Genomic DNA, 13,133 nt, shown 5'->3' on the forward strand with positions numbered 1-13,133 from the left:
GCCCTGGCGTACGGAGCGGCGACGGAACGGGAAGGAGCCTGGACCGCACCGGCCACGAGGGGACTGGCCGGTGCGGTGGGAGCCGGCCGGCTCAGCGGCCGATGGTGACCTCGGACCACATCTGGCTCAGTGAGTTCTCGCTGTACTTGTAGCTGTTCGAGATCTCGTTGAGGAGCTGGGAGTGCGAGGTGAGCAGCGTCTCCATGTTCTGCACCGCGCCGTCCCAGGCCGCCTGCTTCTGGCGGTAGGTGTCGGCGTCGTTGCCGTACCACGTCTTGGAGAGCTCGCTGAGCTCCGCCTCAAGGTTGGACAGCGTCTGCGCGATCGCCTTGGTCTGCGCAACCATGTCGTCCGCGGCGTTCGACATGTGGTTGTAGCTGACGTAGATGACACCGTCGGACAGGTTGTCTGCCACAGCTTGCCTCTCTTACGCGATGGGTCTTGCTCGATGTGGGGATCGGACGTGACCGCGAGGTCAGCCGGCGAGCTGGTCGAACGCCGACTGCGCCGCGTTGTACGCCTGGTTGATGGAGTCGTTCGAGGAGCCCTGGGTCTTGTTGTGTTCCACGAGGCTCTGGTTCAGCCGGTCGATGACGTCCTCGAGGTTCTTGAGGATGACGTTGCACTGGCCGTCCCACTGCGCGAGGAGCTGGCCGTACTGGCCGCCGTCGCTGCCCTGGTAGCCGCTGCCCAGGGTGGAACGGGTGCTGTCGACGTCCTGACGGATCTTCACGATGCCGCTGAAGGCGCTCTCCAGGGCCTGGATTCCGTTCCGGGTCGAACCTTCGCTTGACTGCTGTCCATCTCCAGCCATCGTCCCACCTTTCATAAGTCGATCTACAGTACGAGCACAAGTGAGCCTAAGTTGACGGAAGTTACGCTGGCAACGAACTGAGGAAGATCTGAGGTTGCCCGCCCCTTCCGCCCGAAGCCTTTTACCGGTAGGCAACGTGACCGGAACACGCCGTTCCGTGCACCGTGGTTCTGGCCGGGATCCGGTTTGGCGTGAACACGATCCTCATCGGCGTGATGTCGTCAGCGCGCCGTCAGTTCGAGGCACCTGAAGCACTCCCCGCACCACTCGCCGAAGCACGTCCCGTGCCGCTCGCCGGGACGCTTCCGGCGAGCGCCGGAAGCCCGGCGCCGATGGCTCCGCCGGGCCCGGCACCGGTCCTTGATCCGGCCCCGGTGCCGCACTGCGCCGCCGCGCCGCCCAGTGCCCCGGCCGCGGTGCCCGCGTCCGACGCCGCTGCCTGGGCGCTGAGTTCGGGGCCGGTCGGCAGCATCGAGAGCAGCGTGGACGGCACCTTCACGGGCGTGGCCCCGTTGTAGCCGAGGGCGGCCAGCGCGTTCGAGTCCGGGATGCGGTACTTCACGCCGTCGTCGCCGATCAGGAACGTGGTGTCGCCGACCGTGCCGCCGGCCGCGCCCAACGCCCGTACCAGCGCGCCGTGTCCGGGCCGGGCCACCACCCGGTCCACGCTCACGCAGGCCGCGGTCAGCGCCGTCGGGTCGGCCTGTGCCGCCGGGAACAGCGTGGACTCCGCGACCCGTACCGACGTCACCCGCACCTGTCCGCCGGCCGGGTCGACCTGGGCGCACATCGACTCGCCGGCCGGCAGGGACAGCGCGCTCGGCGGGGTGTCCGGCAGTCCGGGGACCGACGGGTCGGTGCCCGCCGAGCCCGGTGCCTGGTGGGCGCGCAGGTCGGACACGTCGATGGTGGCGACATTGGGCGCCCCGCCGTCGTAGGCCTTCTTGCGGGTGTCCGGGTCGCCCAGCAGCAGGGCGGACTGGGTGTCCGTGACCGGGTGCAGCCCGTCCTTCTGGAGCAGGTACTCCTGGTTGCCGGAGCCCGCCACCACACGGAACACCTGGCCGATGCGGGTGGCCCGGCCGCCGAGTTCGGGTCCTGTCGTGCCGCGGCCGTCGACCTTCGGGGTGGCGAGTTCGGGGCCGGTCACCAGGGCGTCGAGGAAGGCGGCGGACACCGGGCGCGGGGTCACCGACGCGTAGCCGAGGGACTCCGCCGCGCCCGAGTCCTCGTCCAGCTCCAGGCGGCTGCCCTGCCACACCAAGTAGGTGTGTTTGTCGGGGCCCTTGACGACCAGCGCAAACGTCGCGCCGACGGAGTCCGTCTCCACCGGGGCGCCCGGCACGAGGGTGGTCTGCGCGCCGGAGCCGGTCGAGCAGACCTCCCACGGCGAGGTCTCCAGGTCACCGGTGCCCGGTACGGAGTCGGGGGCGCCGGTGATGCCGACCGGGCGGCCGACCGGGGTGCCCGCCAGCGACTTCGACCCGACCGACGTGGTCTTCAGGCCGGCGCCGCCGATCAGCACGGCCGAGGCGTAGTTGCGCACCGGGCGCAGCCGTCCGTCGGCGTACAGGTAGCGGGCGCCGGTGTCCTTGTTGACGATCAGGGTGTCGCCGCTGCGCCAGGCGTCGTTGCCGCCGGGCCTGAGCAGCCCGAACACCAGCGCGCCCGCGCTGATCAGCACGCCGACGATCACGCCGACCAGCGCGCCCCGGCTGGTACGGCCCAGCGGGCTCTCCGGGGCGTCCGGGTCGGCCAGCAGCATGCCCGAGGTCAGGCGGCCCATCATGAACGTGTGCGCTTGCACCTGGTCGCGCTTCGACCGCACGCTTTCCTCCTGCTCGGTCGTTCAGGTTCTGGTCGGGTCGGCCCTGGCGGGCGGTCAGCCGAAGAGGCCGCGGAGGGTGCCGAAGACGCCCAGCAGCCACAGGGTCAGCGGCAGCAGCGAGATCGCCAGCGTCGAGTGCAGGATCTCCGCCGCGCGCCCCCAGTACGGGACCAGACGCCGTCCCGGTACGGTCCACACCGCGACCGTGAGCGCCGCGGCCACCGCGAGCAGGCCCGCGACCAGCAGGGTCCGCTCGGTGCCGGACAGCCGCAGCCCCCAGCCGAACCCGAGCAGCAGCAGACCCCACGCACCGGGCAGCACCAGCACCAGCCGCTGCGCGGTGTTCACCAGGCCCCGGCCGTGCAGGAGCAGCAGCAGCGACAGGACCAGCGCGACCAGCAGCGCCGGGAGGCTCGGCCGGCGGGCCAGCGCCACCAGGCAGGCCGACGAGAGCACGCCGGTCGCGCCGTACAGGGCGGTCATCCACTCGCCGGCCAGCTCGGTGCGTACGGCGACATCGTTGCCCCGGTAGGGCTCGATGCCCTCCTGGAGCTGCTCGGCGTTGGTGGGCAGCGCGGGCATGCGCATCCCGGCGAACTTGAACGACAGCGACGGCACCAGACCGCCGAGCAGCACGGTGAGCGACGCGATCACACCGGCGGCGGCGGACACGCGCACGTCGAAGACCGTCATCAGGACACCGCCGACCGCTGTGGCCAACGCGACGAGTGCCGAGGCCAGGAACAGCGGGGTGCGGGCCGCGGAGGCCGCGAGGGCGAGGACCGCGCCGCCCGCCCAGGCCGCCGCCGCCCCCAGCAACCGTGCCCCGAGCACCTGGTGGGCCTGCGGCCCGCTCAGCTCACCGCCCGGCACCAGCCAGCCCGCGAGCGCCAGCGCCGGGGAGGCCAGCAGCCCGAGGATCGCGCCGGTCGCCGGATCGTCCACCGCCCGGCTGGCCGAGGCGGAACCGGCCAGCAGCAGCAGACCGGTGCCCACGGCGGTGGCCGCGCGCAGTGACGCCGGGGCACCGGGCAGGGCCAGCAGGACGAGTCCGGCGAGGACCGCCACGGCGACCAGTCCGCGCAGCAGGCGGCGGGCGGCCTCGGGGCTCCAGCCGTGCAGCCGGTCCCGGGTGACCGCGGCGATGCCGTCGACCAGGTCGTCGAGCCGCACCTCGGGCAACGCCTCGGTGCGCGGCCGGAGATGGAGCGCCTCGCCGTCGGTCAGCCCGAGGGACGCGAGGGTCGACTCCTCGTCGAGGGGCCGCCCGCCGAGGCGTTGGAGCACCCAGCCGTCGTGTTCGAGACCGGTCTCCTCGGCCTCCTCCCCCGCGTACCGCAGCACCGTGGGCAGCAGGTCGGCGACCGGCACGTCGGACGGCACGGCGAGGTCGATGGTGCGGGCCGGGGCCCGCACGGTCAGGTGGCACAGTCCGGTCACGGAAGTGTCGGTCATACCGGGGCTCACGTCTCCTGGACATCGAAACGGGGGCACGCGGCGCGGCGTGCGGGGGTGGGGGGAACGCGGGGCGTGTGAAGCGGGGGGTGACATGGACGTACGGAGTTGACGGGGTGCACACTACTGACACTCCTTGCGACGCGTGTCAACGGGAGTCCCCACGAGCGGTGTCGACAGCGTCTTCCACCGCGCCAGTGCCGAGGCCGGTTCCGGTGCACGCCCCCACGTGCCGCCGCGGTACGCGAAGTCCGTTAGGAGCCCCAAGCGTTGAGCGTGGTCCTGTTCCGTCGCCCTGCCCGCCGTCGCGGACCCGACATGCCGGCCGGCGAGTTGGTCCTCCAGGAACCGCCGACCCTCATGGAGACCGTCCCGGACACGTCCGCGGTGTGGACGTATCTGCCGATGGCCATGATGTCGGTCTCGATGATGATGCTGTTCCTGCGGTCGGGCGGCCAGTCCAGCGGCGTCTTCATGTACATCGCGCTCGGCATGATGGTGATGGCCGCCGGTGCCATGATGGTCGGCCAGGTCATGCGGAAGGCCGGTGACCGCAAGCAGCGGCTGCGCGGTGAACGCCGCGACTATCTGCGCTACTTGGCGCAGAGCCGCCGTACGGTGCAGCGGGCCGTGGTGGAACAGCAGCTCGCCCTGGCCTGGCGGCATCCCGAGCCCCGGGTGCTGCGGGCCATGGTGCGCACCACGCGGCTGTGGGAACGCCGGGTCAAGGACGAGGACTTCGGCGAGGTCCGGATAGCCGTCGGCGACCAGCAGCTCGCGATGCGGCTGACGCCCGTCTCCAGCAAGCCGGTCGAGGACCTGGAGCCGCTGTGCGCGCACGCCCTGCGGCGTTTCATCCGGGCCTACAGCACCGTGCCCGGCCAGCCGATCGCGCTGTATCTGCGGTCCTGGTCACGGGTGTTGGTGCACGGCGACCAGGATGCCGCGCGCGGGATGCTGCGCGCCGCGCTGGCCCAACTCGCCCTGTTCCACCCGCCGGAGGAGCTGTGGATCGCGGTCTGCGCCGGTGACGAGGTGCGGTCCGAGTGGGAGTGGGTGAAGTGGCTGCCGCACAACCAGCATCCCCAGGAGACCGACGGCGCGGGCCCGTTGCGTATGGTGGCCTCGGCGTTCACCGACCTGGAGGACCAGCTCGGCAGCGAGTTCTCCGAGCGGCCCGCGTTCGACCCGGACGCCGTGCCCGGCCGTGACGAGCCCCTGGTGGTCGTCGTCGTGGACGGCACGAGCATCCCGGCAGGGCACCGCTTCGACGGTCCCGGCTACCGCAACGCCGTCGTCCTCGACCTCTCCGACAGCCTCACCTGGCGCCCGGGCCGCTCCACCCTGCGTCTCGACGTCGCCCCGGACGCGGTCTCCCTGGTGCGGACCGACCGCAGCCGCAAGGAGCAGTCGACCGTCCTGGGCCGCCCCGACCGGGTGGGTCCCGTGGCCGCCGAGTCGCTGGCCCGGCTGATCGCGCCGTACCGGATGACTCTCTCCTCCGACGCGGTCGAACCACTCTCGAACGACACCGAGTTGACGACCCTGCTGGGCATCGCCGACCTGCACCGGCTCGACCCCGACACGATCTGGCGGCGGCACACCGGCTCGGCCCGGCTGCGCGTCCCGGTCGCCGTCGGCGCCGACGGGCGGCCGGTCGAGCTGGACATCAAGGAGTCCGCGCAGGGCGGCATGGGCCCGCACGGCATGCTGATCGGCGCCACCGGTTCCGGCAAGTCGGAGCTGCTGCGCACCCTGGTCCTCGGCCTCGCGCTCACGAACTCCTCCGAAACACTCAACTTCGTCCTGGTGGACTTCAAGGGCGGCGCGACCTTCCTGGGTCTCGACGAACTCCCGCACACCTCCGCCGTCATCACCAACCTCGCCGACGAAGCCGCCCTCGTGGAGCGCATGCAGGACGCGCTGCACGGTGAACTCATCCGCCGTCAGGAGCTGTTGAGGTCCGCGGGCAACTACACCTCGGCGCTGGAGTACGAGCGGGCGCGGGCCGGCGGTGCCGCCCTGGCGCCGCTGCCCAGCCTGTTCGTCGTCGTCGACGAGTTCAGTGAACTCCTCGCCTCGCACCGTGAGTTCATGGAGCTGTTCGTGATGATCGGCCGCCTCGGCCGGTCCCTGGGCGTGCATCTGCTGCTCGCCTCGCAGCGCCTGGACGAGGGCCGGATGCACCAGCTGGAGTCGCATCTCTCGTACCGGATCGGTCTGCGCACCTTCTCCGCGATGGAGTCCCGGGGTGTCCTCGGTGTCCCCGACGCGTACGAACTTCCCTCGCAGCCCGGCAGCGGTTACCTCAAGTCCGGTATCGAGGCGCTCACCCGGTTCCGCGCCGCCTATGTCTCCGGCCCGTACCGCAGGCGCGGCGGTGCCGTCGCGCAGGCCCGGGTCGCCACCCAGGTGGTGCCCTGGTCGACCGGGTACATCGTGCCGCGTGCTCCCGCGCCGGCCGCGATCGTGCCGGAGCCCGAGGCGGAGGAGAGCGCCGAGAGCCTGCTCGCGGTGGCGCTGGACCGGCTGCGCGACTCCGGGCCGCCCGCCCACCGGGTGTGGCTGCCGCCGCTGGACACCGCGTCCCCGCTCGACGTGCTGCTCGGCGGTCTCACCGAGGACCCCGACCGCGGCCTCACGGCGTCCCGCTGGGCCGGTGCCGGAAAGCTGCGGGTGCCGGTCGGCCTCGTCGACAAGCCCTTCGACCAGCGCCGGGACCCGCTCGTGGTGGACCTCGCCGCGGCCGGTGGCCATGTGGCCGTCGCGGGCGGTTCGCAGAGCGGCAAGTCCACGGTCCTGCGCAGCCTCATCATGGCGCTCGCGCTCACCCACACCCCGCGCGAAGTGCAGTTCTACTGCCTCGACTTCGGCGGCGGCACGCTCTCCCAGCTGACCGGCCTGCCGCACGTCGGCGGGGTCGCGGCCCGCCTCGACACCGAGCGGATCAGCCGTACGGTCGCCGAGGTCACCGCCGTCCTCACCCAGCGCGAGCAGTTCTTCCTCGACAACGGCATCGACTCGATGTCCACCTACCGGCGCCGCCGGGCCGCCGGGGAGTTCCCCGACGAACCGCACGGCGACATCTTCCTGGTGATCGACGGCTGGTCGGCGGTCCGGCAGAACTTCGACCAGTTCATCCCGACGTTCAACCAGATCGCCACCAGCGGTCTCAACTACGGCATCCACCTGATCGTCGCGACCGCCCGCTGGCTGGAGCTCACCGCCCCGGTGCGCGACCAGTCCGCGACCCGGCTCGAACTCCGGCTCGGCGACACGATGGACTCCGTCGTGGACATCCGCAAGGCGAGCGCGGTGCCGCAGATCCCGGGCCGGGGTCTGACCGTCGAGACGAAGCTGCACTTCCTGTCGGCGCTGCCGCGCGGTGACGGCTCCACCGATCCGGAGACGCTCAGCGAGGGCGTGGCCGACCTGGTGGACCGGATCGCCTCGGCCTGGCACGGGCCGCGCGCCCCGCAGGTCCGGATGCTCCCGCACCGGCTGCCCGCCACCGAACTGCCCGAGTCCGAACTCGGCGACGGCGCCAGCCTCAGGATCGCGCTCGGCCAGGACGAGGAGACCCTCGGCACGGTCTGGCACGACTTCTCCCGCACCCCGCACCTGGTCGCCGTGGGCGACACGGAGAGCGGCAAGACCAACCTGCTGCGGCTGGTCGCGGACTCGGTCGTCGCCCGCTACTCCCCCGCCGAGGCCCGCATCCTGGTCGTCGACTACCGCCGCGGCCTGGTCGACGCCGTCCCGGAGGAGTACCGCCTGGGCCACGCGGTGGCGCTGGAGGCCCTCAAGCAACTGGTGGGCGGCTCGGCGAAGGCCCTGCGCACCCGCGTCCCCGGCCAGGAGATCACCCCCGCCCGGATGCGCCAGGCCGACTGGTGGACGGGCCCCCGCCTGTTCGTCCTGGTCGACGACTACGACATGGTCGGCGGCGGCACGGTCATGGACCACCCCTTCGCCCCGCTCTTCGAACACCTCGCCCTGGGCCACGAGTTGGGCCTCCACGTGGTCGTGGCCCGGTCCGCGACGGGCGCCGGGCGAGGTCTCAACGACCAGCTCCTGCGCCGCCTGGACGAGGTCAACACCCCCGGCGTCCTGATGTCCTGCTCCCCCTCGGAGGGCTACGTCTTCGGCAACGTGAAGCCCCGGGTCCTTCCGCCGGGCCGCGCGCTCCACATCGTCCGCCGCAAGCCGTCCCTCATCCAGACGGCGCTGGCGGCGCCGGGGGCGGAGGCGGAGGAGTGAGGAACCGGCACTGAACACAGCGGCCCCGGGCGACTGTCGCCGCCCGGGGCCGTTCCGTTTCCCGCTGTGTGGCGGTGTCCGGGAGGTGGTGACCGGGAGTCCCGGCCGATCGTCAGCTCTCCTGGGTCCCCTGCGCGCCCGTGCCCACCGGAACCGGGCTCTCCGCGCCCTCGGGCCCGGCCGTGGCCACCGGCTCCGCCGGGCCGGTCGCCGCATCCGTCCGCGACGGACGCCAGCCCAGGCGGCGGCCCCGGGGCAGGATCACGCCCAGCCAGACCACCGCGATGATGACCGCGAGACCCGCCGACGCGGGCCACAGGGCCCGGCGCAGCGGACCGGCCGCCTTGTCGGCGGGGAGGTGGACCGGGGTGGCGGAGTCGTCGCCCCGGGACGACGCCGCCGTGCCGTTCAGGATCGAGGTGACGGCCGCGTACGGGTCGATGCGGGGGACGTCCGCCGGGTAGGCCGACGTACGGAGGAGGGCCGCGGTCTCGGTGGCCGTCAGGTCGGGGTGGACGGAGCGCACCAGGGCCGCCGTACCGGCGACGAAACCGGCGGCCAGGGACGCCCCGGAGCCGATGTAGTGGCCCTTCTTCGCCGGGCCGATGCCGACGACCCCGTCACCGGGCGCGGCGACGGCGGCGCTGTCGGTCGTGTACGCGCCGGTCGGACGCTTGCCGTCCACGTCCACGTCGAGGACGGAGAGCACGCCTCGGTCGGCGGCCGGGTAGTAGGGGCGGGCGGGCGGACTGTCCGTCGCCGAGGTCGCCGAGGCCGGGGTGTCCGGTACGGCGGCGGCGACCACCAGGACGTCCTTCTTCGCGGCGTACGCGACCGCCGACCGCAGCGCGGCGGAGTCGCCGCCGAGCGCCGCCGACACGGTGACCACCTTCGCGCCGCCGTCCACGGCGGCCCGGATGCCGTCCGCGACCCGGTCCGCGGTCACCGCGCCCCGCGCGTCGCTGCCCCGCACCGCGAGGATCCGCGCCTGCTGCGCCACCCCCGCGAACCGCACGCCGTCGGCCACGGCCGCGCCGATCAGCCCGGCCACGAAGGTGCCGTGGCCCACGCAGTCGGTGCCCGCGTCGCCGACCGCCGTGACGCGTCCCTTGAGCGTGGGCGCCGAGGACGAGACCCCGGTGTCGACGACGCCGACGGTCACCCCGGCGCCGGAGGCGAACTGCCAGGTCCGGCTCAGCTGGAGGGAGACCTGCTCCCACGGTGTGTCGGTGGCCGGCTGGTCCGAGCCCGCGGTGCAGGCCGCGTCGGCGTCCAGCTTCGAGGCGAGGACGGGGAGCCGGACCGTGGAGCCGTCGGCCGCCGTGGCGGTCCCGGCGCCGACGGCGCTCGCGGCGGCCGTCAGCAGCAGGGCCAGTCCGCCGGCGATAGCCCTGCCGTGTGCCGCCGTCATGCGCGGGCCGCCCCGCTGGAGGTGGAGGAGGCACCGGCCGGATCGGCGAGGTCCTCGGGAAGCAGCAGCCGCAGGTCGTCGAGGCTGGGCACGGCCAGCCTGCTGAGCCGGCCCGCCTGTCGGGTCATCATCCGCTCCAGGATCTGACGCGCGGTGCGCGCGTTGCCGAACGACCGGTCGCGGGGCAGCGAGTCGAAGTGCTGCCGCAGGACCGGGCCGAGCCCGGCCGCGCACTCGTAGCCGAGGTGCACGGCGTGCTCGCGGACGATCGTGACCAGTTCGTCGGAGGAGTAGTCGGCGAACTCCACGCGGCGCGAGAAGCGGGAGGACAGGCCGGGGTTGGAGGCGAGGAACGTCTCCATCTCCTGGGTGTATCCGGCGACGATGACGACCACCTTGTCGCGGTGGTCCTCCATCAGCTTCAGGAGGGTGTCGACGGCCTCCCGGCCGAAGTCGTTGCCGGACGCCTCGCGCGGGGTGAGGGTGTACGCCTCGTCGATGAACAGCACACCGCCCAGGGCCCGTTCGAAGACCTCGCGGGTCAACTGCGCGGTGTGGCCCACGTAGCGGCCGACGAGATCGGCGCGGGACACCTCGACGAGCTGGCCGCGCGGCAACACGCCCAGGGACGCGAGGAGTTCGCCGTAGAGCCGGGCGACCGTGGTCTTGCCGGTGCCGGGCGGGCCGGTGAAGACGAGGTGGTGGCTGAGGCGGGGCACCGGGAGTCCGGCGGCCTCGCGCTGCTTGGCCGTGGACACCAGGTTGACGAGGTCGGTGACGTCCCGCTTGACCGCGTGGAGTCCGACCAGCGCGTCCAGCCTGCTGAGCGCGTCGTCGCCGGGGTCGACCGCGTTCGGTCCGTCGGCGGCGGTGCGGGCCGCCTCCTCGCTGATGTCCTGCGGCAGCAGCAGGGAGAGGTCCTGCTCGGTGACGTCGGTGAGCGCGGACAGCCGTACCGCCTGCCGGTCCACCATCTCCTCGAACACCTGGCGCGCGGCACGGCCGTTGCCGAAACCGGCGTCCTTCGGTATCCGCTCGAAGTGCACCGCGAGCGCGTGGCGGGTCTCGTCGGCGAGCGTGTACTGGTGGCGTACACACATGCTCTCCATGATCTCCACCAGCTCCGGCACCGAGTAGTTCTCGAACTCGACGGTGCGCGAGAAGCGGGACGCCAGACCGGGGTTGGAGCCGAGGAAGCTGCGCATCTCGTCGGAGTAGCCCGCGGCGACGACGACCACGTCCTCGCGGTGGTCCTCCATCAGCTTCAGCAGCGTGTCCACGGCCTCGCGGCCGAAGTCGGCCCCGGATCCCCGGGAGTCGGAGGTGAGGGTGTACGCCTCGTCGACGAACAGGACGCCGCCCAGGGCCCGTTCGAAGGCCTCGGTGGTCTTGATGGCCGTACCGCCGATGACCTGGGCGACGAGGTCGGCGCGGGAGACCTCGACCAGGTGGCCGGAGCGCAGGGCGCCCAGCTCGGCGAGGATCGTGCCGTAGAGCCGGGCCACGGTCGTCTTGCCGGTGCCGGGCGGGCCCGCGAAGACCAGGTGGCGGCTCATCGGCGGGGCGGACATGCCGAGTTGGGCGCGGCGGGCGGCGAGCTGGGTGAGGTTGACGAGGGTGCGGACCTGTTCCTTGACGTTGTCGAGGCCGATGAGGCCCTCCAGCGCGGCCATCGGTCCGTCGGGGCGTCCGGGTCCCTCCGAGGCCGGGACGGTGCCCGCCGGGTCGGTGCCCTCGGCCTCGCCGAAGCCCCACGCGTCGCGGGACTCGTTGCCGGTGCTGACGAGGTTCTCCACGGCGAGCCGGCCGCCCGCCCTGGCCTGGACGAGGCCGCCGCCCTTGTTGTCGCGGACGGTGCAGCCCACGACCGACACCGGTGCCTCGGACTCGACGCGGATGCCGTCGCGGTCGTTGCCCGCGGCCTCGCAGCCGTTCAGGGAGGCCCGGCCGCCCTCGCGGACCAGGAAGCCGTGCTCGGCGGCGGCCGCGGTCCGCACCCGGTTCGCCGTCAGCTCGCCGCCGGTGTCCACGAGTACACCGCAGCCGCCGGCCGAGACCAGTTCGCCGTCACGGATCGCGGCCGTGCCCTCGCCGCCGATCTCCAGTCCGGCACCGCCGGGGTTGTTGACCCGGAACCCGGCGAGATAGACGTTGCCTCCCGCGGCGATCTCCGCGCCGGACCCGCCCGGTGTCTCCACCGTGCAGTCCTCGACCCGGCCGCGTCCGCCGTCGCGCACCGACACACCGCAGCCGCCGGCCCCGGTGATCCGGGCGCGCCGCACCAGCGGGTTGGCGTTGCCGCGGATCACCACACCGGTGCCCTTGACGTCGATGATCTCCACGCGCTCCAGCTCGGCCGCCGAGTCCTCTTCGAGGAGGACGCCGTCGGACTCGCCGTCGCGGACGGTCAGCGAGGTCAGCGTGGGCGAGGACGCGCCGGCCACGCGCAGCGCCGCCGTCTGGGCGCCGGTCAGCCAGCAGTCCTCGTACGTGCCGCGCGAACGGTCCGTCACCAGCAGGCCGTTGCCCGTGCTCCGGGCGGTGCGGCAGCGGCGCAGCACCGGGTCGGAGCCGTGCGAGACGATGATGCCGGGGCCGCTGCTGTTGGTGACCCGCACCTCCTCCAGCTCGCAGCGGGCGGCGCTGGTCACGTGGACACCGATCGAGGTGTCACGGATCACGGTCCGCAGCACCCGCACCGCGCTCCGCTCCTCCAGTGCCAGCGACGGCTTGTCCGTGGACGCCAGGTCGCAGTCCTCGACGGAGCCCTGGGCGTCGCCGTTGGCGAGCACGCCGTTGCCGCGCGCGTCGCGCACGGTGCAGCCGCGGAGGGTGGCCCGGCCGCGCTCGCTGATCACCACGCCGCTGGTGCCGAAGTGTTCGAAGGTGCAGGACTCCAGCGAACTCTCGGTGGGCGAGGTGACCACGACACCGGCGCCGGTGCGGTTGGACACCCGGCACTCACGCATCGCGAGCGAGCCGGAGTTGCGTGCGAGGACGGTCGTCCAGGAGGCGCCGGAGAGGTCGCAGCCCTGCATCGCGACCTGGCCGTGCGAGGCGTCGACGGCGGGCTGTTCCTCGTCCTGGCCCTGCACCACGAGGTCGGTCAGCATCACGGCGTCCACGCGCAGCGAGATCACGATGCCCTTGCGCGGTGCCAGCCGGACGGTGCCGCGCGCCTGTTCGGCGACGATGGTGACCCGGGTGGTGACGACGAGGTTCTCCTCGTACGTTCCCGGGCGCACACTCAGCACCGCGCCTCCGCGCGCCCTGGCCAGGGCCTCTCCGATCGTCCGGGCGTCCCCGGTGCCCTCCGGACAGACCGTCAGTACCTGGCGCACTCAGCTGACCTCCTCGTGTCGGCA

7 protein-coding genes are annotated in these 13,133 nt (G+C 72.8%); 1 reads left to right on the forward strand and 6 read right to left on the reverse strand.

From position 1 onward, the window contains the following. Positions 1-91 precede the first annotated feature (91 nt). The 4 genes from ACIPTO_RS04840 to eccD form a co-directional block, all read right to left on the reverse strand. Positions 92-415, reverse strand: coding sequence for a WXG100 family type VII secretion target (locus ACIPTO_RS04840; RefSeq protein WP_133027746.1), 324 nt, complete (start codon positions 413-415; stop codon positions 92-94). A 60-nt stretch (positions 416-475) separates the two neighbouring features. Next, complete coding sequence (locus tag ACIPTO_RS04845; RefSeq protein ID WP_033285066.1) at positions 476-814, reverse strand: hypothetical protein; 339 nt, start codon at positions 812-814, stop codon at positions 476-478. A 232-nt stretch (positions 815-1,046) separates the two neighbouring features. After that, a complete protein-coding gene (gene eccB / locus ACIPTO_RS04850; RefSeq protein WP_401189472.1) occupies positions 1,047-2,642 on the reverse strand; it encodes a type VII secretion protein EccB in 1,596 nt (531 codons plus the stop codon). Positions 2,643-2,696: 54 nt separating this feature from the next. After that, the gene (gene eccD, locus ACIPTO_RS04855) at positions 2,697-4,097 is read right to left on the reverse strand and encodes a type VII secretion integral membrane protein EccD (protein ID WP_366312413.1); all 1,401 of its coding nucleotides are present in this window, start codon (positions 4,095-4,097) and stop codon (positions 2,697-2,699) included. Positions 4,098-4,415: 318 nt separating this feature from the next. On the opposite strand from eccD, the gene eccCa reads away from it, so the two are divergent. Then, a complete protein-coding gene (eccCa, locus tag ACIPTO_RS04860) occupies positions 4,416-8,357 on the forward strand; it encodes a type VII secretion protein EccCa (RefSeq protein ID WP_401189713.1) in 3,942 nt (1,313 codons plus the stop codon). 112 nt (positions 8,358-8,469) lie between these two features. On the opposite strand, the gene ACIPTO_RS04865 is transcribed toward eccCa, so the two are convergent. Together ACIPTO_RS04865 and ACIPTO_RS04870 are read right to left on the reverse strand one after the other, a co-directional pair. After that, positions 8,470-9,768: a S8 family serine peptidase gene (locus ACIPTO_RS04865; protein WP_401189474.1), complete on the reverse strand. Its 1,299-nt coding sequence runs from the start codon at positions 9,766-9,768 to the stop codon at positions 8,470-8,472. Continuing rightward, entirely contained in the window at positions 9,765-13,109 is a 3,345-nt protein-coding gene (locus ACIPTO_RS04870; RefSeq protein ID WP_401189476.1) for a right-handed parallel beta-helix repeat-containing protein, read from the reverse strand. The genes ACIPTO_RS04865 and ACIPTO_RS04870 overlap by 4 nt, the downstream gene beginning before the upstream one ends. Positions 13,110-13,133 lie beyond the last annotated feature (24 nt).

It is taken from the genome of Streptomyces sp. NPDC090083, from assembly GCF_044747445.1.
Lineage (GTDB): Bacteria > Actinomycetota > Actinomycetes > Streptomycetales > Streptomycetaceae > Streptomyces.

Bases quoted from the DNA above. Each gene is read 5' to 3' on its own strand.
- ACIPTO_RS04845 (WP_033285066.1), bottom strand. From the start codon at position 814: ATGGCTGGAGATGGACAGCAGTCAAGCGAAGGTTCGACCCGGAACGGA.
- eccD (WP_366312413.1), bottom strand. From the start codon at position 4,097: ATGACCGACACTTCCGTGACCGGACTGTGCCACCTGACCGTGCGGGCC.
- eccCa (WP_401189713.1), top strand. From the start codon at position 4,416: ATGCCGGCCGGCGAGTTGGTCCTCCAGGAACCGCCGACCCTCATGGAG.
- ACIPTO_RS04865 (WP_401189474.1), bottom strand. From the start codon at position 9,768: ATGACGGCGGCACACGGCAGGGCTATCGCCGGCGGACTGGCCCTGCTG.